The following is a 23,440-nucleotide window of genomic DNA, read 5'->3' as shown; positions in this document are numbered from 1 at the left end:
CGTCGCTGCCCCGGCCCGCGTGTGCCCGCGCGGACCGGTGTGCCGGCCCTGGCGAACAGGGCCCGGATAAGGGAGAAACGTTGTGCCGCGTTGCGTGAACCAGGTGCCATGTGCTGTGGTGCCATGTGCAGGTGGTGCAAGGGCTCGGCCGGAAGCGCCCGCGAAGTGCCCGATCGGGCATTACGGCGGCGCTGTCACGACCTCGTTACAAGGACGTTGCGCAGTAGTGTTAGCGCTAACAATCGATGAGTCAAGGGGTGTCCGGGGTCACAACTTGGCCACGATGATCACAAATACCTACAGGTCGGACCGAGAAATCGGTCTACCAGGGCGATCAGCGGCGTGCGGGTGAGCGATAACCTAGGGCCGTGACATCGACTCCCGACGCGGCGCGACCGGCGGTCATGACCGACGTCGCCCGGCTCGCCGGTGTCTCGCACCAGACCGTCTCCCGCGTGCTGAACAACCACCCCAGCGTGCGGCCGGACACGCGCGAGCGGGTCATGCGCGCGGTCACCGAGCTGAGCTACCGGCCCAACGCGATGGCCCGCGGCCTGGCCAGCCGCCGGTCCCGGGTGCTCGGCGTGGTGAGCTTCGACACCATCCTGTTCGGTCCCGCGTCCACATTGCTCGGCATCGAGCGGGCCGCACGCGGCGCGGGCTACGGCGTCAGCATCGTCGCGCTGGAGCGGGTCGACCGGGCCGGTGTGCTCTCCGCCGTCGACGGGCTGGCCGCACAGGGCGTGGACGGCATCATCATCATCGCGCCACAGATGGCCGCGCAGGCCGCGCTGCACAGCCTGCCGCGCGGCCTGCCCGCGGTCGCGGTCGAGACCGGCCAGGACGGCGTGCTCCCGGCCGTCTCGGTCGACCAGGCCGAGGGCGCGCGGCTCGCGGTCCGGCACCTGGTCGAGCTGGGCCACCGCACGGTCTGGCACGTGGCCGGCCCCGGCGACTGGCTGGAGGCACGCGACCGCGTGCACGGCTGGCGTGCCGCGCTGGAGGAGGCCGGTTGCCCGGTCCCGCCGGTGATCTCCGGTGACTGGGGCGCCCGCTCCGGTTTCACCGCCGGTGCCGCACTGACCGGCCGCGACGCGGTCACCGCGGTCTTCACGGCGAACGATCAGATGGCCCTCGGCCTGCTGCGCGCACTGCACGAGCGCGGCGTCCGGGTGCCGCAGGACATCAGCGTGGTCGGCTTCGACGACATCCCGGAGGCGGAGTTCATGCTGCCGCCGCTGACCACGGTCCGGCAGGACTTCGACGAGGTCGGCCGGCGCAGCATCGCCGCGCTGCTGCGGATCGTCGAGGGCGCCGACGAGGACTCACCGGAGCCCCCGCCCGCCGTGGTCCCGCCGACGCTCGTGATCCGCCGCTCCACCGCCCCACCCCGCGCCTGACCCCACGCCCCGCCCCGGGAGCCCCGCCCCTCGGCCGGCAGCCGCCGGCGGACACCGAAGGCGCGACGCGCACCCAGCGCGACGCAGCCCACGCCGACCCCTGGCTGCCCACGGCCCGAGCGCGAGGCTCACGGACATGACGAACGGCCCTTCCCGGAGCCGGAGAAGGACCGTCAGGCACTCGATCAGGCGGCGCCGGCGTCGTCCCGGCGTTCCGCGCGGTATTGCTCGTTCTGGCGGAGGGCCTCCTCGAGCTGGTCCTCGAGGATGATGATGCGGCAGGCCGCCTCCAGTGCCGTGCCCTGGTCGACCATCTCCCGGGCCCGTGCGGCGAGCCGCAGCTGGTAGCGGGAGTAGCGGCGGTGACCACCGGCCGAGCGCAGCGGCGTTATCAGTTTTGCCTCGCCGAGCCGGCGCAGGAAGTCCGGCGTAGCGCCGATGATCTCCGCGGCGCGGCCCATCGTGTAGGCCGGATAGTCGTCGTCTCCGAACATGTCATCGGATGGGGCCATAGACGTCCTCTCCATGTCGAGGGCCCCGGCGCGGAAGCGCCGGGGCCCAGGGGTTATGGGTAAACACCATCTACCGGCTCAGAAGCCGGCTTGTCGTATCCACACCCGCCGCCACCGGCGGCTCGGGGTGCGAGGATCGCATAAGCGTGACCGGAGACCACCTCTCGTTCGATGGATACTGCGGTAGCCGCCACGGAACCGTGAAGTCGTTCTCGCGGCGGGCGATCCAACGGTGTTCGGCCCTCCCTTTCCTCTGTCTCTTCACATTTTCGTGATGCTGCCTGCCGGTGCGGAAGCCCCACGCGAACTCATGGCCCCCGCACGTGCGGCAGATCTTGTGTCAGGCGGAGCCCTGAACCTGCATCAGCCCCGCCTGCGCCTGGTCTTACCGTCTGCGTCGTTAGCAGTCCCTACTGTCAACACCAGAAACACTAACCGCAACCGCCGAGAAAATCTAGTACCGCCGACCTAGTTTTTCTCGGACGCGTCGGCGGGAACCGTGACGGCCTGCGGCGTTTTTCGGTGATCGTTGATCCGGGACCTGCCGGCGTGCGTACTTGCTGCCGTACCGGGCGGCGAGACACGCGGGGTAAGGGCCTGGCGATCGACGAAGCTGGAGGATGCATTGCGACACGGCAGCAGCATCGACCTGAGTCTCCTGCGGCAGGGTGCGCACAGCGCGTCCATCGCCACGCTGCAGCGGAACATGGGCGAGGGAGCGCGGATCGTCGACTTCTGCATCCCCTGCAACCCGTACTTCCCGACGCCGGAGATGTTCGCGGAGCTGTCCGCGAACCTGGAGAGCATCCTGAAGTACTACCCGAGCAGCGCGGACACCATCACCAAGCAGCTGTGCTCCGCGCTCGGCCTGCACCCGCAGACCGTGGCGATGGCGAACGGCTCCACCGAGCTGATCACCTGGATCGACCACCTGCTGATCCGGGAGAGCGTCGCGATCCCGATCCCGACGTTCGGCCGGTGGACCGACCAGCCGCTGGAGACCGGCAAGCGGGTGGACATGTACCCGCTGCAGGAGGCGGACAACTACCAGCTCGACCTGGACGACTATGCGCGCTTCATCCGGCAGCGCGGCTCCCGGGTCGCGGTGATCTGCAACCCGAACAACCCGGACGGCGGCTACATCCCGCGCCGGGAGATCCTGCGCTTCGTCGACATGCTGCACGACCTGGACCTGGTGGTGATCGACGAGTCGTTCATCGACTTCGTGGACCAGGAGCGGCAGCCGTCCGTCGCGGCCGAGGCCGGCATCCGGTCGAACATGCTGGTGCTGAAGAGCCTGGGCAAGAACTTCGGGCTGCACGGCATCCGGTTCGGCTACATGGTGGCGAACCCGGCGCTGACCACGAAGATCGGCTCGGCGCTGCCGAAGTGGAACCTGAACTCGCTGGCCGAGACCGTCGTCCACATGATCAAGGACCACGAGGCGGAGTACCGGGAGAGCCTGCGCCGACTGTCCCGTGACCGGATGCGGATGGCGGACGAGCTGACCCGCGTCCCCGGTCTCACGGTCTGGCCGTCGCAGGGCAACTTCCTGCTGGTCAAGCTGGGTCCCGGCTGGGACGGCGTGGAGCTGCGCGACTTCCTCATCTCGCGGTACGGCATCTACGTCCGCGAGTGCGGCAACAAGCTCGGCATGACCAGCCAGTACCTTCGCTTCGTGGTCCGCCCGCCGGAGGACGTGCTCCGGCTGGTGGACGGCATGCACGCGTACGGGCGATACCTGCACAGCGAGGGCATGATGCACGTCGAGGCGGAACACGAGAACGCCGACCTCATCGTGCACCCGGCCAACCGCGCGGCGCTGACCAACGGGACCGGCATGCACGCCGTGGTCCGTTGACGGCACCGCCGGATGTGGTCGCACGACGGCCGTGGTTCCCGGATTGGGCGCCGGGAGCCACGGCCGTCGTTTCAAAGATCAAGATCTTGTCAACGGTACGGGTTCACCCCGCCTGGAGCGCATAGAGCGTGCTGCCGCCGGCCGTCGTGGCCGTGAAGTTCGCCTCCACCCAGGCCGCGATCTGTGCGGCGGCGCTGTCCGTACCGTCGCCACCACCGGGACCGCCGCCCATGCCGCCGCCGGCGATGTAGTAGCCGATCTCGCCGTCCGCCACGTACTGCTGGAACTCGGCGAGCGTCGGCGAGTTGTCGCCGCCCGACCAGCCGCCGATCGCGATCACCGCGGTGCCGGTGGCCAGTTCCAGCTCGGCCGCGGACTGGGAGCCGTTCACCGCGGCGGACCAGGTGCCCGTGGTGGCGGTCAGCAGCGCGGCCAGCTCCTCGCTGGTCCGCCCGCCAGCCGTGCCCATGCCGCCACCCGGCGTGCCGCCGCTCTGGGTGCCGCCGCTCTGGGTGCCGTCGCTCTGGGTGCCGCCGGTCGTGCCGTCGCCCGGTGGGACATCCGTCGTACCGCCGTTCCCGGCGCCCGGGCCGGGTGCCTCCGCCGTGGCGTCGGGCTCGGTACCCGTACCGTCGATTGACTGTGATCCTGGGTTTCCGCCGCTTGCGGCGGCCGGGCCGGAGGCCGGGATGGAACCGCTGTGCGGCTGACCGGCCGTGGCGACCGCCCACGCGGCCGTGCCGGGCGCACCGGCGAGCACACCGGCCAGCGCCAGCACCACCGCGGCGCGCTTGCGCCGGGCCGCGCCCGCCACCAGGCCGATCGCGGCCACCACGCCGGCGGCCGGCAGCACCCAGCGCAACCCGGGCAGGAAAGCCGGGTCCCGGGAGAGCAGCACGAAGCTCCACACGCCGGTGGCGAACGCCATCAGCGCGAGCGCGGAGCGTGCGGCCAGCCCGTCCCGGCCGCGCCACAGCTGGACCGTGCCGATGCCGGTCAGTGCGGCGATCGCCGGTGCCAGCGCGATCGTGTAGTACGGGTGCATGGTGCCGCTCATGAAGCTGAACACCGCGCCGGTGACCAGCAGCCAGGTGCCCCAGATCAGCAGCTGCGCGCGGGTGCCGTCGGTGCGGGGCGCACGGCGGGTGAACCAGAGGCCGGCGACCAGCGCGATCAGCGCGGCCGGCAGCAGCCAGGAGATCTCTGTGCCCATGCTGTCGCCGAACAGCCGGGTGAGGCCGGGCGAGCCGCCGAAGCCGGTGTTCCCGCCGCCACCGCCGCCGTTGCCGTCGCCGCCGAGGATCCGGCCCAGGCCGTTGTAGCCGAGCGCCAGTTCCAGCAGGCTGTCGTTCGCCGAGCCGCCGATGTACGGGCGCGAGTCCGCCGGCCAGATCTCCACCAGCGCAATGAACCAGCCGGCCGAGGCGACCACGGCGAGGCCCGCGACCAGCAGGTGCGACACCCGCCGCCCGAGCCCGGCCGGCGCGGCGAGCAGGTAGACCAGCGCGAAGCCGGGCAGCACCAGGAAGCCCTGCAGCATCTTGGTGAGGAACGCGAAACCGATCGCGACGCCGCACAGCACCAGCCAGCGCAGGCTCGCGGTCTCGGTCGCCCGGCCTACCGCCCAGGCGGCCACCACCAGCAGCAGCACGAGCAGCGCGTCCGGGTTGTCGAACCGGAACATCAGCACCGCGACCGGGGTGAGCGCCAGCGCTGCGCCCGCGATCAGGCCGGCGGCCGGGCCGAACCGGCGGCGCACGGTCGCGTACAGCAGCGCGACGCTCGCCACGCCCATCAGCGCCTGCGGCGCGAGCAGGCTCCAGCTGTTGAAGCCGAAGATCCGCGCAGACAGGCCCATCACCCACAGCGACGCGGGCGGCTTGTCCACCGTGATCGCGTTGCCCGCGTCGAGCGAGCCGAACAGCAGCGCCGTCCAGCTCTGCGAGCCGGCCTGGACCGCGGCGGCGTAGAAGCTGTTCGCGTAGCCGGAGGAGCTGAGGTTCCACAGGTAGAGCAGCGCGGTGCCGGCGAGCAGCGCGGCCAGTGCCACATGCTCGGCCCGGACTCCTCTCCGGGCCTTGGGCGGTGCGGCCGGGACCGCGTGCTTCGGCGGTCTCCGGGGTGCCAGCGTCGTCATCGTGTCGTCTCCGGGGTGTCGGGGGTGGTCAGGCGAGGCGGCCGAAGCGGCTGCGCAGCGTCTCCAGCGGCTGGCTCCCGGCGGCGAACGCGCGCCGCATCCGGGCGATCCCGCGCAGGTCGGCCCGCGCGGTGGCGACGATGTCGACCCGGCTGTCCGGGTCGTCGACCCAGTCCACCGGCACCTCGTGGATGCGCAGGCCGGCGCGTTCGGCCAGGACCAGCAGCTCGGTGTCGAAGAACCAGCCGGTGTCCTCGACCATCGGCAGCAGCTGGGCGGCGACGTCCGCGCGGATCGCCTTGAAGCCGCACTGGGCGTCGCTGAACCGCACGCGCAGCCCGAGACGGAGGATGAGGTTGTAGCAGCGCGAGATGAACTCCCGCTTCGGGCCGCGGATCACCCGTGCACCCGGGGCCAGCCGGGACCCGATCGCCACGTCGCTGTGCCCGGAGATCAGCGGCGCCACCAGCGGCAGCAGCCCGGCCAGGTCGGTGGAGAGGTCCACGTCCAGGTACGCCAGGACCGGCGCGTCCGATGTGGACCACACCGCGTGCAGCGCCCGGCCGCGGCCCTTCTGCTCCAGCCGGACGTGCCGGACGCCGGGCAGCTCGCCGGCCAGTCGCGCCGCGATCGCCGGCGTGCCGTCGACGCTGGCGTTGTCCGCGATCGTGACCCGGAACGGGTAGGGGAACGCGCCGGCCAGGTACGCGTGCACCCGCCGCACGGACGGTTCCAGGTCGTTCTCCTCGTTGTGGACCGGGATGACCACGTCGAGGACCGGCGTGGTCCTCCCCGAGGCGATCTCCCCGCTGCGGCACGCACTGGCGTGTGTCGTCGTGGTCATGCCGGAAACGATCGGCCGGCGCACTGTCCGGCGGCTCGGCGTTCCCTGTGCTCGCGCTGTGGGCTGTGGTGATCCGGGTCACGCACACCGGCCGCCGCGCGTGGTTCTAAGATCCGCGCCATGCCTGCGAAGCTGTCCACTCCCGACCCGGCGGCGCCGGCGTGACGGTCACCGAGCCGGAGATCGACGGGGTCCCGGTGCTGCATGCGGCGGCGGCCGGTCCGGTCCGCGCCGGGCTGGTCTTCCGGGCCGGTCAGGCGGACGAGACACCGGCCGTCGCCGGTGTGACGCACCTGATCGAGCACCTGGTGCTGCGCCGGGCCGGCGGCACCTGCGGCGGCGTATCGCCGGTGGTCACCACGTTCGCCGCGGAGGGCACGGCGGCCGAGGTGATCGCGCACCTCGAGCGCGTCTGCGCCGCGCTCGCCGCGGACCCGGCGCCGCACCTGGACGCCGCACGGACGGAGCTGGCCGCGGAGGCGGCGCAGCGGACGCCGACGATCTTCGAGTCGCTCGCGGTGGTCCGCCACGGCGCCCGGCACCACGGCCTGGCCGGCCTGCCGGAGTGGGGACTGCCCGCGCTCACCGCCGCGGACGTGCGCCGGTGGATCGCCACGTACTTCACCCGGGAGAACGCGGTGCTGTGGACCACCGGGGAGGTCGCCGGCCTGCGGTTGCCACTGCCGTCCGGCGTTCGCCGCCCGGTGCCGGACGCAGCCGCGGTGCCGGACCGGTTCGGCGCGTTCCGGCCGCCGCCGTACGACGTGATCGTCCGCGACGAACTGCAACCGGCCGGCATCGTCACCGAGGTCTACGCGGGTGTGCTGGAGCGGGTCGTCTTCGCAGCGGGCACCGGAGCCGCGGGCAGCGGCGCGGCGGGTGCCCGCGTGGGGGCGTACCGGGTGAAGGCGCACCACCGGCCGCGTGGCGACGGACTCGCCTCGGTCACCGTGCTCGCCGAGATCTTCTCCGGCGATCCGGGCCCGGTTGCCGGTGACTTCCTGGACGCGCTGGCCGCGTTGCGGGCGCAGCCGGTCCCAAACGAGCACGTCGCAGCCGCACGGCAGGAACTGGACCGGGCGCTGATCGCGCCGGACGCCGCCGCGACCCGGCTCCCCCGGCGCGCGTTCGGGCTGCTCACCGGCGTGCCGGAGCCGTCCGTCGAAGAGGCCCGCGACCGGCTGCGCGCGGTCACCGCCGGCCAGGTCGGCGAGCTGGTGGCCGCCTCACGCGGTCCGGAGCTGCTGCTGACGTCGTGGAACGGGCTGATCGGCCCGGCTCCGGCCGGCCCGGAACCGGTGGCCGGGCGGCGATTCCGGTCGCTGGAGAGCCGCCGGGCCGCGCTCACCATGGACCGGACCGGCATCACCCGCAGCTGGCCGGACACCCGGCCGGTGACCGTGTCGTTCGCGTCCACCGCGGTGCTGCTCAAGTGGCCGGACGGCGGCCGGCGGCTGATCGGCGCGGACGCGCGGCACGTGGACGTCGAGCCGACGCTGCACGAGACCACGGCGGACGTGATACCGGCCGTCGACGCGGCCGTACCGGCGGACCGGCACGTGCCGCTGCCGCCGCGCGCGCCGGACGCGATCCCGGTACCGCGGCCGCGCGGGAAACACCCGATCCGGTACGGCGGCGCCGGTGCGCTCTTCCTCGGCCTGGTCGCCTGGGTGCTGGCCTGGGCCGCGCTGATGCTGGCGATCACGCCGGGCGCGTCGTCCGCGCCGGTCACGCTGTTCGGCGTCTTCCTGATCGCGTGGATCTGGGGCGGTTTCCGGCTGCGCCAGGTGCGCAACACCACGGTCGCGCACCGCCGCCTGACCCGTGCCCGGAAGGCCGCGCGGCGGGAGGCAGTCGCGCGGGGCGCGGTGGCCCGCCCGGTCCCGGCCGCCAGTCCCAGCCGGTCCTGAGCCGCCGCACAGGCTCCGGACAGCCGCGGCCCACAGGCTGGTCCCGAAGGCACGCCCACGGATCGCGGGCAGCACGGAGGGAAGCAGCGATGACGACGGAGCAGACGATCCCGGCCGGGTACGACGACCGGCGCCCGGACGTGGTCGAGGGCACGCTGATGCAGCCGGCCGCCACCGGCCCGTATCCACCCGCGGTCACCGGACCGTACGCGCCCGCGGCCGCCGCCCCGGGCGTCAGCGACACCTCCGCCGGCTGGGGCACGCCGGTCTCCACGACGGGCGGCGGCTGGACGCTCAAGCGCGTGATCATCGCGTTGACCGCGACCGCGCTGATCGCCGGCGGCGGCGGGTTCCTGGCCGGTCAGGCGGTCGGCGGCACCGGCGACACCGGCACGCAGCAGGTTCCGGGCGGCGGCCAGTTCCCCGGCGGCGGCCAGAACGGCCAGGGCGGTCCCGGCGGCTTCGGCGGCCAGAACGGCGGCGGTTTCCCCGGCCAGGACGGCACCACGCAACAGGACGGCACCACGCAGCAGGACGGCACCACTCAGCAGGACGGCACAGCGCAGCAGGACGGCACGGCGCAGCAGGGGGCGACGGCCTGACGCCGTCGCCCTTTGCGGCGGAACGCCGCCGGACGGGTGTGGCACGGCGGAAAACGGGGCTGCGCCACGGGCTGAAGATCATTTAAGATCCGCGCCATGCTTCCCCCGTTGCCGGCACCGGACTTCGACGCCGCGACCCCGTACCCCGAGATCGCGGCCCTCCGCACGGCGCTCGGCGCCGGTGACTGGCCGGCCGTCCGCCGCCTCTGGGACGCGGCGGACTGGGCCGGCCGATCTCATCTGGTGAGCGCGGCCAGTGACATCGAGCGGCCGGCCGAGGCCGCGCGTCTGCGCATCGTGCTGCAGACCGCGCTGGACGCGGACGCCGGTGACCCGGCGGCCGGTGCGATGCTCGGCGCGCACCTGGTCTCGGCCGGCTGGCGCATCCGCGGCTCCGGATACGCACGAACCGTGTCCCAGCGGCAGTTCACCGATTTCCACGAGCACCTTCGCCGGGCCGAGGGCGCGCTGATCGAGGCGACCGCCCGCAACCCGGAGAACGTGGCCGCCTGGCAGTGGCGGATCACCTCGGCCATGGGTTTGCAGCTCGGGGCGGACGAGGCCCGCCGCCGGTACGACCGGGTGGCCCGCGTCGACCCGCACCACCTCAAGGCTCAGGCGAGCCTGCTGCAACTGCTGTGTCCGAAGTGGAGCGGCTCGTGGGAGCAGGCGCACACGTTCGCCCGCGAGCGCATGCTGGCCGCCCCGGAGGGCGCGCACAACGCGGTGCTGGTCCTGGACGCGCACCTAGAGCACTGGCTCAGCCTGCCGGGCGTCGAGGACGCGGCCTATCTGACGTCGGAGCCGGTCCGGGCCGAGATCTACGAGGCGGCGCACCGCTCGGTCTGGCATCCGGCGTTCCGCCGTACCGTCGGCTGGGTCTGGGTGCTGAACATGTTCGCCGGGATCTTCACGATGCTGGAGGACCACCGGGCGGCAGCCGGCCTGTTCGCGGCGCTCGGCCCGCTGGCCAGCCGCTCCCCGTGGAACTACCTGGGCCGGGACCCCGGCGAGACGTTCGTCCGGCGCCGGGCGGACGCGATCGCGGGAGCGGGGGCGGCGGCATGACGATCACGCACACCGAGGTCGACGGCGTGCCCGTCGTGCTCGCGCCGATGGACGGGCCGATGGCGGCCGGGCTGGTCTTCCGGGTCGGGCGGGCCGACGAGACGCTGGCCCGGTCCGGCGTCACGCACCTGATCGAGCACCTGGCGCTGCACGGGCTCGGCATGACCGACTATCACTTCAACGGCGCCACCTCGCCGATCACCACCACGTTCCAGTCGCAGGGCACCGAGGCGGACGTGGTGGCGTTCCTGAACGGCGTCTGCGGCGCGCTCACCGACCTGCCGGTGGACCGGCTGGCCGTGGAGAAGGAGATCCTGCGCACCGAGGAGGCGAGCCGCGGCAACTCGGTCGCCGAGCCGCTGGCGATCTGGCGGTACGGCGCCCGCGGTCACGGCGTGGTGGGCTATCCCGAGTTCGGTCTCGCCGGGCTCACCGCTGACGATCTGCGCGGGTGGGCCGCCCGCTGGTTCACCCGGGCGAACGCGATGCTGTGGATCGCCGGTGACCGGGTGCCGGCCGGGCTGCGGCTGACGCTGCCGGACGGCGGCACCCGCATGCCGGCGCCGGTGGTCACGTCCGCGCTGCCGGTGACGCCCGCGTACTTCCACGGGCCGAGCGAGCGTGCCGTGGTGTACGAGGGGATCGTCGCGCGCAGCACCGCGGCCGGCGTGTTCGCGGGCGTGCTGGAGCGTGCGCTGTTCCGGTCGCTGCGGCAGGAGGGTGGCTACTCGTACCACGTCGGCGCGGACTACCAGCCGCGGGACGCCACCCACGCGTCGGTCCACGCGGTCGCGGACATGCTGCCGGAGAAGCGCGACCCGCTGCTCGGCGAGTTCGTGGACGTGCTGGCCGCGCTCCGGTACGGCCGGGTCGAGCAGTCCGACGTGGACGCGTACGTCACGAAGGCGGTGTCGTCCCTGGACGGCGCGGACGTGGCGGCGCGCAGTCTGCCCACGCGCGTACAGAACGAGCTGCTCGGCTACCGGACGCTGTCGCCGGACGAGCTGCGCGCGGAACTGCGCGCGGTCACCCCGGAGGACGTCGCCGCGGTCGCCGCCGAGGCGCACGCGTCGTCGCTGCTGATGGTGCCGGGCGGCCGCGGCCCGGACTGGGCCGGTTTCACGGCCGCGCCCACGGAATCGGACCGCCCGGTCCACGGCGACCGGCACCCGTTCCGGGCGAACCGCGAGCGGGCGATGATCGTCGGGCCGGAGGGCGTGTCGCTGCAGGGTGCCGACGGCGTGGTGACGGTGCGGTACGCCGAGGCCGCCGCGATGCTGGCCTGGCCGGACGGCGCGCGCCGGCTGATCGGGCACGACGCGATCTCCGTGCACCTGGAGCCGGCGCTGTTCACGGTGACGCCGGCCGCGATGGCCGCGATCGACGCGGCCGTGGCGCCGGAGCTGCGTGTGGAGATGCCGGCCCGGGACCCGGACGACGTACCGCGGCCGCCGTCCCGGGTCCGCCTCGCACGCCACCGGGCCGTCCGGGTGCTGCACCGGGCGTTGCACCGGACCGCGGACCGGATCGCCTCGGTCCCGGACGGCGTGCGGTGGACGCTGATCATCGCGTTGTTCCTGGTGAACATCCGCCTGATCGACGCGCTCGACGGGAACACTCCGATGCGGGTGACCGTGTTCGCGGTGATCCTTCTGGTGTCGCTGCTGCTGACCGACTGGGCGGTCAAGGGCCTGCGCCGGCTGGCGGGCTACTTGCTGCGGTAGAGCCCGTTCAGGTAGCTCGGGCCGTAGTACGCCTCCAGCTGCTCCAGCGTCTCGGGTGTGTCCGGCTGGACGTCCTTCACCAGCCGGGCATGCCGGGGCAGCACCTCCGGGTGCCAGGTCTCCGGCTTCCACAGCTCCGAGCGGAGGAACGCCTTGGCGCAGTGGAAGAAGATCTGCTCGATCCGCACCTCCAGCGCGAGGATCGGCCGGTGGCCCTTGACCACCATGTCCTCGAAGTACGGCGCGTCCCGCACCAGGCGGGCCCGGCCGTTGATCCGCAGCGTCTCGGTGCGGCCGGGGATCAGGTAGAGCAGGCCGACGTGCGGGTTGCTCAGCACGTTCAGGTAGCCGTCGGCGCGACGGTTGCCGGGCCGCTCCGGGATCGCGATCGTGGCCTCGTCCAGCACCAGCGTGAAGCCGGGCGGGTCGCCCTTGGGCGAGGCGTCGCAGTTGCCGTCCGCGTCCGAGGTGGAGATGACGCAGAACGGCGACGCGGCCAGCCACTCCCGGTCCCGCTCGTGCAGCGTGACGCGCTCCTTGGTGACCGCGCGCGGCATCGGCACGCCGAGCAGCTCACGCAGCTCCTCCGGCGTGCCGATGACGGCGTTCTGTGCGAGATCCATCGCCCGCTCTCCTCCCCGTAGCCCACTGGCCCCCGAGTCTAGGAGAGCGGAACGGCCCCGCCGGAGGCGTTTTCCGGACAGGGGCCGCAACATTCCCGCCAGGTTCCCGGTCAGGGGCGGCCGAGCGCCCGGTACTCCCAGCCGGCCGCGCGCCACGCGGCCGGGTCCAGCGCGTGCCGGCCGTCCACGATGGACTTGCCGGCGACCACCGCGGCCATCGCGGCCGGGTCGATCGCGCGGAACTCGGTCCACTCGGTGAGCAGCACGACCACGTCCGCGTCCCGGGCCGCGTCCAGCGCACTCTCGCCGTAGGCCAGCTCCGGGTGCACGCGCTTGGCGTTCTCCATCGCGGCCGGGTCGAACACGGTCACCTCGGCGCCCATCCGGTGCAGCGTGCCGGCCACGTCCAGCGCGGGCGCGTCGCGGATGTCGTCGGAGTCCGGCTTGAACGCCGCGCCGAGCGCCGCGACCTTCTTGCCGGCCACGTCACCACCGGCCAGCTCGGTGACCAGGTCGACGGTGCGGGCCCGGCGGCGCTGGTTGATGCCGTCGATCTCGCGCAGGAAGCCGACCGCCTGGCCGACGCCGAGCTCCTCGGCGCGGGCCATGAACGCGCGGATGTCCTTGGGCAGGCAGCCGCCGCCGAAGCCGAGGCCGGGCCGCAGGAACCGACCGCCGATCCGGGTGTCGAACGCCAGCGCCTCGGCCAGGTCGGACACGTCCGCGCCGGTCGCCTCGCACACCTCGGCCATCGCGTTGATGTACGAGATCTTGGTGGCCAGGAACGAGTTCGCCGCGACCTTGACCAGCTCCGCGGTGGCCAGATCGGTGACCTTCACCGGTACGCCCTGCGCCAGCACCGGCTCGAACGCGGCGCGCAGCCGCTCCTCCGCCCACCCGGACGCGACGCCGAAGACCAGGCGGTCCGGCTTCATGGTGTCCTCGACCGCGAAGCCCTCGCGCAGGAACTCCGGGTTCCAGGCCAGCTCGACCTCGTCGGCGGCCGGCGCGATCTCCTTGACCAGCGCGGTCAGCCGGGCCGCGGTGCCGACCGGAACGGTGGACTTGCCGACCACCAGCGCCTTGCGGGTGAGGTGCCGCGCGAGCGCGGTGACCGACGCGTCGACGTAGGTCATGTCGGCCGCGTGCGAGCCCTTCTGCTGCGGCGTGCCGACGCAGATGAAGTGCACGTCGCCGAACTCGGCGGCCTCCGCGAACGAGGTGGTGAAGCGCAGCCGGCCGGACTCGAGCGCCTTGGTGAGCAGCTCGGGCAGGCCGGGCTCGAAGAACGGCACCTCGCCGGCGGCCAGCCGGGCGATCTTCTGCTCGTCCACGTCGACGCCGAGCACCTCGAAGCCGAGGACGGCCATGCAGATCGCGTGCGTCGCGCCGAGGTAGCCGGTACCGATCACGGTGAGGCGAGGGGTGGTCACAGTCGTCTCCCAAAGGTGTCGTTGCATCAGGAACAGGGGGTGTTGGAGGTGCCCTCGGCGGCGCCGCTGACCTCGTTGTCACAGGCGACCCGGTTGTCCTCGACCGGGGTGAGGCTGAAGCCGAAACCAGGCCCGTCGACGGTCGCGACGTTGCGGGAGAAGACGTTGCCCCTGCCCCAACCGTCCACGACGGAGTGTGTCTGGAAACCGTCCAGCGGAGAATTCGTCCCGGTGTTACCGGAGATGGTCCAGTCGTTGCCCTTCACGTCGACCCAGGAGTCGGCGTGCCCGCCGGAGAGCGCCGCACCGTCGAAGGTGTTCCCGGTGACGGTGCCGCCGGTCGTACCCTCCTTGATGTCGACGTTCTCCGCGGTGACCGCGGTGATCGTGTTGTTCCGGACCACGTTGCGGTCGCTGGTGTCCGGCGCGCAATCGGTGATGTCGCACCAGTTCGACTCCGCCGTGCCGACGTAGACGCCCTCGCCGAACTGCGGCTTGCGCCGCCCGGTGTCCCGGATGATGTTGCCCTCGACCACGTTGTCCGAGCTGAACCTGCGCAGGTGGACGGCCTCGTCGCCGATCCGCTCCACGGTCAGGCCGGCGATCGTGGTGTGCTGGACGCCGTCGGCCATCACGCCCTTCTGCGCGTTCCGGACCGTGAAGCCGAGCACCCGCCAGTGGCTGGCACCGTCCAGGTGCAGGCCGTAGCCCTTGGTCACGCCACCCCCGTCCAGGATCGCACCGACGCCGCCACAGAGCGTGACCGGCGCGTCCGCCGTGCCGGGCACCGACGCGACGAACTCGTCCTGATAGACGCCGTCGGCCAGCCGGATCACTGCACCGGGCCGGGCCGCGGCCAGCGCCGCGGTGAGCCCGGCCGCGTCCGACACGGTCACCGTGGCCGCCGGGCACTCCGTGGCGGTGCCCGCCGGCGTGCTCGCGCCGATCGGGCCGGTGGCGAGCGGCGCGGCCGTCTCGATCGGCGGTGGCGCGGCGGAGGTGGCCGGCGCGGCGTCCGGCGTCTCGGCGCGGCACGAGCCGAGCCCGGCCATCGCCGCGAGCAGCGAGAGCCCCACCGCGACACCGCCCGTCATCGCGGCGCGGCGGCGCGGCGAGGGCGTCGATGCCGTCATGCCGCCACCCGCAGCGACTTGGTGTTCTCGTACGGGTGGAAGAACCCGGTCCGGCGCCGCCGCGCACCCATCACCGCGGAGAACGCGATGGCCAGCACGATCGCGGTCCACAGCATGGTCATCGGGCTGGCGTAGTGCCGGAACTTCACCCAGAACGAGCTGGTGTCGTACCAGGCGCCGGCCTGGTTGTCCGCGGCCGTCAGGTCGCCGTCGGCCCGGGACAGGTCCAGCGCGCTCGGCCCGACACCGGAGATCACGTTGTGCGAGACGACCGAGCCGTCGACCGCGCCCACCATGGCGATCCCGTGGTTCGTCGCCTCCTCGACCGTGTTGCCGCGCACCTCCGCGGAGGAGTCCCGCACGTAGACGCCGTTGTCGACGTCCGTGACGATGTTGCCGGTCACGGTCGCGGCGGTGACCTCGTCGCGGACCGCGATGCCGTGCCGGACCGCGCCGCTCACCCGGTTGCCGGTGATGGTCACCCGGTCCGCGCCCTGACGGGCCACGATGCCGGCCTCGCTGCCGGTCACCTCGTTGTTCTGCACGTCGACGTTGATGCCGCCGATCACCTCGATGCCGTACCGCGCGTTGTGGCTGACCTCGCTGTTCGCGACCGTGTTCGAGCCGTACGCGCCGACGAACTGTCCGGAGGCGGACGCGTCCTCGGCCAGCGGCAGGCCGTTGACCGTGATGCCGTTGCCGCCGTTGTGGTCCGCGACCGCGTCGCTGATCCGCACCTGCTGCGCGGCGCGGGACAGCACGAACCCGTCGCCGCCGTTGTTCCGCGAGGTCACCTTCTCGATCACCAGGCTGGACGCGAACCGGTGCATGACCACGCCGTCCTCCAGACTCTCCGCCACCGTGGAGTCGGTGATGTTCACGCCGGTCGCGCCGGAGATGAACAGGCCGAACGCGTTGCCGCTGATCGTGGCGTGGTCGATCGAGCCGGAGACGTAGGACAGGCCGGGCACGTCGAACCGGGTGTCCGGCGCGACCAGGTCACCGGTCGGCGACGCGTAGATGTCGCCGGCGCCGGGCGCCACGCTCGTACCGTTGCGCCGCTCCTGCTTGGCCTTGTCCCGCGCGGTGTTGCCGCTGACCTTGGTCTGCTCCACGCCGCCGGTGTTCGGCCGGTCCGTGCCGGTCAGGCTCAGCCCGCCGGTCCGCCCGCTCCAAAAACCGAGATCCTCGACCGACGCGTACGTCATGGAGAACTGCCCGCCGATCGCCCGGATGTACGCCCGGCCGTCGTCGACCAGCGTGTCCGTGGCGCTGGTCCGCGGGTCCCAGCTCATGATCTTCGTCGGCGCCTGCACCGAGCCGTCGATCATCAGGTCGCCGCCGAACGACACGATCGAGACGAATCCGGTCGCGCTGCTGGCCAGCTTCAACGTCAGCCCGCCCGGGTTGGACAGCCGCAGCTTGGCGCCCAGGTTCAGGTAGATGTTCTCGGTCAGCAGGTAGCTGCCGTCCGGCTGCCGGACGAACGTCTGCGGCGCCAGCTTCAGCAGGTCCGCGACCGTGTACGGCTCCTTCTGCTGGGTCAGCACCAGCGTGTAGCCGTCGCCGGTGTCCAGCCGGTACGGCTTCGTCCAGTCGCCGCCCTTCATCCGGGCCACGCTGGTCACCGCGCGCACCGCGTTCAGCCGGGTGTCCTCGCCGACGACCAGCGCCGCCTGCCGCTCGGCCGCCTCGGTCGTGGTGGTGCTGTCGTCCGCGGACGCGGGCGCCGTGACCGCGCCGGCCCCGATCAGCGCCGCGGCCACCGCCGCGATCATCCGGTACCTCATACCGCCGCCTCCGTGACCGGCACGGCCTGCGCCGGCACGCTCGCGGCCGGCTCCGGCGCCGGGTGGGACGCCAGCAGCGTCGCCGCGCTCTGCCCCTCGCCGCCGATCGACTCGCTGGTCCGGGTCAGCCAGCCCTGCTTGTTCATGGTCACGAACGCGTACAGCTTGATCGGCAGCGCGATGAAGATGACCACCAGCGCCGTCACCGGCAGCAGCAGGATCTCCTGCGGGTGCCGGCGCAGGTGGGAGAAGCCGCGCACGCCCCGGCCGAGCAGCAGCCAGATCAGCGCCAGCACGATCGAGTGCCCGGTCAGCTCCAGCCGGCTGAAGATCAGATAACCGAGCGCCATGCCCATCGTCACCGGCGTCAGCAGGATCTGCAGCACCGTGATCTTGGTTACCATCGGCACCCGCCACAGCCAGCCCTTCCAGAGCGCGGTCAGATACGTGCGGTACGAGTTGCGGCTCCACCGCACCCGCTGCTTCACGAACGCCCGGAACGAGTCCGGGAACATCGACAGCGCCCGCGCCGACGACTGGTGCACGGTCCGGTAACCGGACGCCAGCACCAGCCAGGTCAGCCGCCCGTCGTCCCCGGCCACACAGCGCCGCCCCAGGAAGAACTCGTCCTCCAGGTTGGCCAGCACCGGCAGGATCGCCGCCCGCCGGTACGCCGCGGTCCGCCCGGACAGGCAGGCCACCGCGCCCGCACGCCCCATCGCCGGCACGTAGTCGTAGTACCGCAGATTGACCAGCCAGTCAGCGATCCGCCGCCACACGCTGGTGTTCCGCTGGTACACGTTCTGCTGCGTGCCGACGCCACCGACCCCCGGATCCACGAACGGCATCTGCACCGCGTCCAGCAGACCCGGCAGCCACCGGGTGTCCGAGTCGACCAGCACCACGACCTCACCGGTCGCCGCCCGGATCCCCACGCCCAGCGCGGACCGCTTCCCCGAGTGCTGGAACGGGATCACCCGCACCCGCGGGTCCTCGACCGCCCGCAGCCGCCGGATCACCTCGGTGTCCGCCAGGTCCGGCACGATGATCACCTCGGACGGCCCCTGCTCCAGCCAGGTGTCCAGGCACTCCAGCAGGATGTCCGGGTCCTCCCGGTAGGCCGGCACCACCACGCTCGTGGTGGTCCGGAAGTCGTTCACCACCGGCCTCGCGAACCGCGACAGCACGGCCCGGTACAGCCACAGACACCACACGAAGATCCCGGCGAGCCCGAGCGGCATGAGATCACGCCACGAGGTCTGCCCCGCCGCCTCCACGACCCACGACCAGACGACGTCGAATAACTCCGGCACGTTCGACTCCCTGTCGAAACCCCGCGCATTCCGTGCGCGGTCAGGCGAAAGAGCTCACACCCGCGGCCAACGCCTTGTCACAGCGCGATAAGGCACATCTCGCGGGAACAGTCCGGCCGGTGGCTACGCTGCCGCCGACAATGTCAGCGGTCCTTAGCGGACAGACGCCGAACCACGATGCGCGGCCGCACAGGCCAGCACGCCGGAGCTGCACGAACTCAGGGAGTCCCGGTTCAGAAAAAACATGAGAGCGTCTCCTTGGATCAATCCCAAGGACGTCGGTTTCGCCTCTGGCTCCCCACCGGACATGGGCGACCAACTCGCCCGGCGGATCAACACCTCGCCCACGGCCCCCACCGGGCCGTTCGCCGGAAATCCTGTCACCCGGTCGTCGAACAAGCAACAAGAAACCCTTATGCCAATTGGCGCTTTACACCCACAAAGAATGGGACCGAAAGCAATTAACGACGACGTTCCCCGGCACCCCAGCACCCCACTATGACGCACGTCTCAGCCGGCATCGGCGGCCCGCCCGCAGGTGGCCGGGTCATTCGAGGCCCTCGCCGGCGGCATCCCCCACGATTGCCAGCGAACTGTCGAGTCACCCACTGCCACCCGCCCAGTTCATCGACGCCAGGATCCGCTTCACCGTGCTGCCGGGCTCCACCATCGGCGCGGCCCGATTCCGGCTGCCGCCCACCCGGACCGAGCAACGCATCCACGCTCTCGCCACTCCCGGCCACAATCGACCTGACCAGCCAACGTGCGCAGAGCACTCCGCAACCTACGCAACCGCGGCTCGGTACAGCAGGGCGGCGGCAGAGGCCGCCCCACCACCTACCAACAGACCGCCGCAACCGCGTAGACGATTCGGCGGCAGATCCAGCACAGATCACCACCTCGCGCCCACCACACCGTGAGGCGTCCAGGGCTCGGCCCGGAGCAGAAATGACGAGACGCCCCGTGTTCGCGCTTTCCGCGAACACGAGGCGTCCAGAGTCTCGTGGAGCTGTGGGGATTTGAACCCCAGACCCCCTCGATGCGAACGAGGTGCGCTACCAGACTGCGCCACAGCCCCAACCCCGCCTTGGGTTTCCCCTGGCGGAACGTGGACAACATTAACAGGCCCGTGGACCCCCGCGCGAATCACCCCCCGCGTGTCACGCCGAGTCCGGCCGTCGCATCTGGCTGGGGCCGCCGCCGGCCTGGTAGGGGCGGCCGCGCAGGCCCGGTGAGCGGTAGGAGACGGAACCGCCGCGTGGCTTGGCGGGTGGCGGGGACGAGCCGGCGATGCCGTCCGCGGCGGCCGGCAGGTCGGTCTCCGGACCGCGGTCCAGGCCCATCGCCGCCCGCCGGACCGCTTCCCGCTGTGCGGCCAGCCGCAGCCGGTCGGCCTTGCGGGCCTCGGCACGCCGTTTCTGTTCCCGCCGCACCTCCGCCTGCCGGCGGGCCAGCCATGCGGCCTCTCGCGCCTCCTGGCGGCGCCGGCGGCGTTCCGCTATCGCCCGGTTCCGCAGGTGTACCACGTAGACCACGAGCAGCGCGCCGGTCACCGAGACACTGATCCAGAAGCCGGGGCCGACGACCGCCACGCCGAGCAGTTGCACGCCGTTGAGCAGCGCGAGGGCGCCCAGGACCCGGCGACGCCGGGTGACCGCGGTGGCCTGCCGCCGCCGGCGCGCGGGGCGCCGCGGTGCACGCCGGGCCGCGTCCGGGACCAGCCGCAGTGAGCGCCGTCGGCCCCGGCGCCCGCCCGGACCGGACATGCCGGACGGGCCGGACACCGGCGTGGCGGACTCGACCCGCGCAGAGCTGGACAAACCACGCTTATCAGGCGAAGATGGCACGGAAGTGCCGGAATCCGGCGGCATCAGATGCCGTGGTGGGTTGATCGGGCGTCGTCCGGGCACGGTGCGGCGACGGCGGCGGCGCTCAAGCACCCTGGCCGTCGACTGCGCCCGCTCCGCCACCTGGCGCTCGGTTGCGTCGTACCGGCGGACCAGCGCCGGCGCGAGGGCGAGCAGCCCGGCGGCAGCGAGGACGGCGAGGAGCACCGAGGTCGGCACCCTCAACCCTCCCGTCACCCCATCGACGACCGCATGATCGCCGTCAAGTCCCAGTTCTTCGAGGTTACGGGGGGCTCAGGGGCAATACGGTACGGCGCGCCGACCGTACCCCGGTAAAAAAGATCATGCGGTGTGCTGGCGGAGCCGGTGCCAGCGGCGCAGCAGGCCCCCCTCGGCTGCCACGTCTTCGCTGGTCAGCGAGTATCCGATGTGATCACGCCAAGCGCCGTCGATGTGCATGTAGCGCGCATGGTAAGCCTCCTCACGAAAACCGAGCTTCTCCACGACGCGCCGGGACGGCTTGTTCTCCGGGCGGATGTTGACCTCGACGCGGTGCAGCCCGGCCGGGCCGAACGCGTGGTCCACGGTGAGCGCCAGCGCGGTCGGGATGATGCCCCGGCCGGCGACGCGTGCGTCGACCCAGTAGCCCACGTACGCGGAGCAGAACGCGCGCCGCACGATGTTGCCCAGGTTGATGTGCCCGACCAGGCGCTCCGGCCGGCCGGGCTCGCGCAGGCAGACCGCGAACGGCATGCTCTCGCCGCGGCGTGCGGACCGGCGCATGTCCTGCAGCACGTACCGGTAGGCGGCGGTGGAGTTGAGCTCGTGCCACGGGCCGGGCGGCGCCGATTCCCACGGCGACAGCCAGGCCCGGTTCGCGATCCGGACCTCGGACCAGGCGGCCGCGTCGGAGCGCCGGTACGGCCGCAGCAGCACCGGCCCGTCGGCCAGCATCACCGGCCACCCGGGAGTCTCCCCCCAGATCACCCGGTCACCGCCGCCGGTCGAGCAGCAGCACGTCCACGGTGGAGCCGGCGGCGGCGCTGGTCACCCGCTCCCCCAGCACGAGCAGGCCGTTCGCCTCGGACATGCCGGAGAGCGTGTACGGCCCACCGGCCAGCGGCTGGACCGTGTAGCCCCCGCCGCGCCGCTCGGCCACATGCGCGGGCCGGAACTCGCGCAGGCCCGCCGGTGACGACACGGTCTCCAGCAGGTGTGCCCGCACGCTCGGCCGGAACACCGGCTCCGCGCCCGCGAGCAGCTGGATCGCCGGCCGGGCCAGCACCTCGAAACCGACCAGCGCGGCGCCTGGGTCCCCGGGCAGACATATGATCGGCACCTCCTCGGCACCGACCGTACCGAATCCGAGCGCGGTTCCGGGATAGAGCGCCACATCGGTGAACGTGACCGGTCCGGTGCGCCCGACGTCACGCCGGGAGAGTATCCGCCGGACCATGTCGCCGGGCCCGGTTCCGGTGCCGCCGGTGGTGATCAGCAGATCGGCGCGCAGCGTCTGGTCCTCCAGCAGCGTGCGCAGGCCCTCCGGGTCGTCGTCGCAGATGCCCAGCCGGTACGCCAGCGAGCCGGCCTCGACCGCGGCCGCGGTGAGCGCGTGCGAGTTCGCGTCGACGACCTGGCCCGGCTGGCTGGCCCGGCCGACCTCGACCAGCTCGTCGCCGGTCGCGACCACGACCACGCGCGGGCTGGGCCGCACCACCACGTGCCCGATCCCGGACGCGGCGAACACCGCGACCAGGGCCGGGCTGACGTAGGAGCCCGCGCGGGCGAGGACCGAGCCGGCCGGCAGTTCCTCGCCGGCGCGGCGCAGCCCGTACCCACGCTTGGGGGCCTGGTAGATCTCGACGGCGGCCATGCCCTGATCGGTCCACGGGACCGGGACCACCACGTCCGCGCCCATCGGCAGCGGCGAACCGGCCGCGACCGAGAAGCACGCGCCGGGGGTGAGCCGGACCGGGCGCCAGCTGGCGGCGCCCAGGTCGCCGACGACGTTGAGACGGACCGGCCGCGGGTCCGGTACCCGGCCCTCGTGCATGCCGAAGGCGGGGTGCGAACCGCTGCGGCCGGCCGCCGCGATGTCCTCCCAGCGCGCCGCGTACCCGTCGATGGCCGCCTGGTCGAAGGCGGGCACCGGATGCGGGCTGGTCACGTCCTCCGCGAGCACGTTCCCGTACGCCTGGGTGAGGTCGAGGTCGAGCGGGGGCAACGGCCGTAACCTGCGCAGCACGCTGCCCAGGTAGTCGGCGAGTGGCGTCAGCTCGTTAGCGGCCGCCTCGGCGTCGGCCGTCGCGGTCATCCGGGTTGTCCTCCGACGTAGTCGCCGAGCCAGGCGCGGAACGCCGGGCCGATGTCGTCCCGCTTCGCGGCCAGCTGCACCACGGTCTGCAGGTAACCGAGCGGCATGCCGGTGTCGTACCGGGTGCCGCGGTAGACGATGCCGTGCACCGGCGTGCCCTCGGCGAGCAGCGTGGCCATCGCGTCGGTCAGCTGGATCTCACCGCCGCTGCCGGGCTTCGTCTCCTTGATGACGTCGAAGATCTTCCCGGGCAGCACGTACCGGCCGACCACCGCGTAGTTGCTCGGCGACTCCTCCTTGGCCGGCTTCTCCACCAGGCCGGTGACGCGCACCACGTCGCCGAGGTCGTCGAAGCCCTCGGCCGGGGCGACCGAGGCGATGCCGTACCGGGAGACCTCGTCGTCCGGCACCTCGATGAACGCGAGCACGATGCCGCCGGTCCGGGCCTGCAGGTCGAGCATGGCGGGCAGCAGCGGCTTGTCCTCCTCGACGAACTCGTCGCCGAGCAGTACCGCGAACGGCTCGTCGCCGACGTGCGAGGCGGCGGTGCCGACCGCATGGCCGAGGCCGAGCGGCTCGCCCTGGCGCACCGTGTAGATGTCCGCCAGCTCGCTGGTCCGGCGCACCTCGCCGAGGCGCTTGTCGTCGCCCTTGCTGCGCAGCCGCTCCTCGATGTCCGGGCGGCGGTCGAAGTGGTCGACCATCGAGGTCTTGCCGCGCCCGGTGACCAGCAGCACGTCGGTGATGCCGGCGGCGGCGGCCTCCTCCACGATGAACTGCAGCACCGGCCGGTCGACCACGGGCAGGAGTTCCTTGGGTACGGCCTTGGTCGCGGGCAGGAACCGGGTCGCGAGCCCGGCGGCGGGGATGACCGCCTTGACGGCTCGGCGGCCGGGAGTGGCCTGCGGGGTGTCTGTCGTGGTCATGGC

General features: G+C 72.4%; 17 protein-coding genes, 1 tRNA gene and 1 pseudogene. 6 read left to right on the top strand and 13 right to left on the bottom strand.

Features of this window, described 5'->3' with window-relative positions; genetic code table 11:
• Positions 1–368 precede the first annotated feature (368 nt).
• Complete coding sequence (locus J2S42_RS25220; RefSeq protein ID WP_307242909.1) at positions 369–1,400, top strand: LacI family DNA-binding transcriptional regulator; 1,032 nt, start codon at positions 369–371, stop codon at positions 1,398–1,400.
• Between the two features lie 185 nt (positions 1,401–1,585).
• On the opposite strand, the gene J2S42_RS25215 is transcribed toward J2S42_RS25220, so the two are convergent.
• Complete coding sequence (locus J2S42_RS25215; RefSeq protein WP_307242907.1) at positions 1,586–1,912, bottom strand: MerR family transcriptional regulator; 327 nt, start codon at positions 1,910–1,912, stop codon at positions 1,586–1,588.
• A 625-nt stretch (positions 1,913–2,537) separates the two neighbouring features.
• Here J2S42_RS25215 and J2S42_RS25210 point away from each other — a divergent pair.
• Positions 2,538–3,773 (top strand): pyridoxal phosphate-dependent aminotransferase, encoded by a 1,236-nt coding sequence (locus tag J2S42_RS25210; protein ID WP_307242905.1) that lies wholly within the window; start codon positions 2,538–2,540, stop codon positions 3,771–3,773.
• Positions 3,774–3,876: 103 nt separating this feature from the next.
• Here the strand turns inward: J2S42_RS25210 and J2S42_RS25205 are convergent, their stop codons facing one another.
• Positions 3,877–5,910: a glycosyltransferase family 39 protein gene (locus tag J2S42_RS25205; RefSeq protein ID WP_307242903.1), complete on the bottom strand. Its 2,034-nt coding sequence runs from the start codon at positions 5,908–5,910 to the stop codon at positions 3,877–3,879.
• A gap of 37 nt (positions 5,911–5,947) precedes the next feature.
• Positions 5,948–6,754 (bottom strand): annotated as a pseudogene (locus J2S42_RS25200) (dolichyl-phosphate beta-glucosyltransferase); the annotation flags it as partial.
• A gap of 161 nt (positions 6,755–6,915) precedes the next feature.
• On the opposite strand from J2S42_RS25200, the gene J2S42_RS25195 reads away from it, so the two are divergent.
• The 4 genes from J2S42_RS25195 (at position 6,916) to J2S42_RS25180 (ending at position 12,058) form a co-directional block, all read left to right on the top strand.
• On the top strand, positions 6,916–8,664 hold the full coding sequence (locus tag J2S42_RS25195; protein ID WP_307242902.1) for a peptidase M16 family protein: 1,749 nt from the start codon (positions 6,916–6,918) through the stop codon (positions 8,662–8,664).
• 89 nt (positions 8,665–8,753) lie between these two features.
• A complete protein-coding gene (locus tag J2S42_RS25190) occupies positions 8,754–9,266 on the top strand; it encodes a hypothetical protein (RefSeq protein ID WP_307242900.1) in 513 nt (170 codons plus the stop codon).
• A gap of 96 nt (positions 9,267–9,362) precedes the next feature.
• Positions 9,363–10,334 (top strand): SRPBCC family protein, encoded by a 972-nt coding sequence (locus J2S42_RS25185; protein WP_307242898.1) that lies wholly within the window; start codon positions 9,363–9,365, stop codon positions 10,332–10,334.
• Positions 10,331–12,058 carry a M16 family metallopeptidase gene (locus J2S42_RS25180; protein WP_307242896.1) on the top strand — a complete coding sequence of 576 codons (1,728 nt, stop codon included), beginning with the start codon at positions 10,331–10,333 and terminating at the stop codon, positions 12,056–12,058. Before J2S42_RS25185 ends, J2S42_RS25180 begins: the two co-directional genes overlap by 4 nt.
• On the opposite strand, the gene J2S42_RS25175 is transcribed toward J2S42_RS25180, so the two are convergent.
• The 10 genes from J2S42_RS25175 to J2S42_RS25130 form a co-directional block, all read right to left on the bottom strand.
• The gene (locus J2S42_RS25175) at positions 12,043–12,681 is read right to left on the bottom strand and encodes a pyridoxamine 5'-phosphate oxidase family protein (RefSeq protein ID WP_307242894.1); all 639 of its coding nucleotides are present in this window, start codon (positions 12,679–12,681) and stop codon (positions 12,043–12,045) included. The genes J2S42_RS25180 and J2S42_RS25175 overlap by 16 nt on opposite strands.
• A 110-nt stretch (positions 12,682–12,791) precedes the next feature.
• Positions 12,792–14,114, bottom strand: a complete 1,323-nt coding sequence (locus J2S42_RS25170) for a UDP-glucose dehydrogenase family protein (protein ID WP_307242892.1) — start codon at positions 14,112–14,114, stop codon at positions 12,792–12,794.
• A gap of 26 nt (positions 14,115–14,140) precedes the next feature.
• Positions 14,141–15,247, bottom strand: coding sequence for a right-handed parallel beta-helix repeat-containing protein (locus tag J2S42_RS25165; protein WP_307242890.1), 1,107 nt, complete (start codon positions 15,245–15,247; stop codon positions 14,141–14,143).
• Complete coding sequence (locus J2S42_RS25160; RefSeq protein ID WP_307242889.1) at positions 15,244–17,037, bottom strand: right-handed parallel beta-helix repeat-containing protein; 1,794 nt, start codon at positions 17,035–17,037, stop codon at positions 15,244–15,246. Before J2S42_RS25160 ends, J2S42_RS25165 begins: the two co-directional genes overlap by 4 nt.
• The gene (locus J2S42_RS25155) at positions 17,034–18,350 is read right to left on the bottom strand and encodes a glycosyltransferase (protein ID WP_307242887.1); all 1,317 of its coding nucleotides are present in this window, start codon (positions 18,348–18,350) and stop codon (positions 17,034–17,036) included. The genes J2S42_RS25160 and J2S42_RS25155 overlap by 4 nt, the downstream gene beginning before the upstream one ends.
• A gap of 1,004 nt (positions 18,351–19,354) precedes the next feature.
• A tRNA-Ala gene (locus J2S42_RS25150) sits at positions 19,355–19,428 on the bottom strand.
• Between the two features lie 82 nt (positions 19,429–19,510).
• The gene (gene sepX / locus J2S42_RS25145; protein WP_307242885.1) at positions 19,511–20,422 is read right to left on the bottom strand and encodes a divisome protein SepX/GlpR; all 912 of its coding nucleotides are present in this window, start codon (positions 20,420–20,422) and stop codon (positions 19,511–19,513) included.
• 117 nt (positions 20,423–20,539) lie between these two features.
• Positions 20,540–21,151 (bottom strand): GNAT family N-acetyltransferase, encoded by a 612-nt coding sequence (locus J2S42_RS25140; RefSeq protein ID WP_307249005.1) that lies wholly within the window; start codon positions 21,149–21,151, stop codon positions 20,540–20,542.
• Between the two features lie 37 nt (positions 21,152–21,188).
• A complete protein-coding gene (locus J2S42_RS25135; RefSeq protein WP_307242883.1) occupies positions 21,189–22,511 on the bottom strand; it encodes a molybdopterin molybdotransferase MoeA in 1,323 nt (440 codons plus the stop codon).
• Positions 22,508–23,437 (bottom strand): UTP--glucose-1-phosphate uridylyltransferase, encoded by a 930-nt coding sequence (locus J2S42_RS25130; protein ID WP_307242882.1) that lies wholly within the window; start codon positions 23,435–23,437, stop codon positions 22,508–22,510. Before J2S42_RS25130 ends, J2S42_RS25135 begins: the two co-directional genes overlap by 4 nt.
• Between the last annotated feature and the right edge of the window lie 3 nt (positions 23,438–23,440).

Source organism: Catenuloplanes indicus (assembly GCF_030813715.1).
Classification (GTDB): Bacteria; Actinomycetota; Actinomycetes; order Mycobacteriales; family Micromonosporaceae; genus Catenuloplanes; species Catenuloplanes indicus.
Note: the sequence above shows the minus strand (reverse complement) of the source record. Positions and strands in the feature narration are given on the sequence as shown.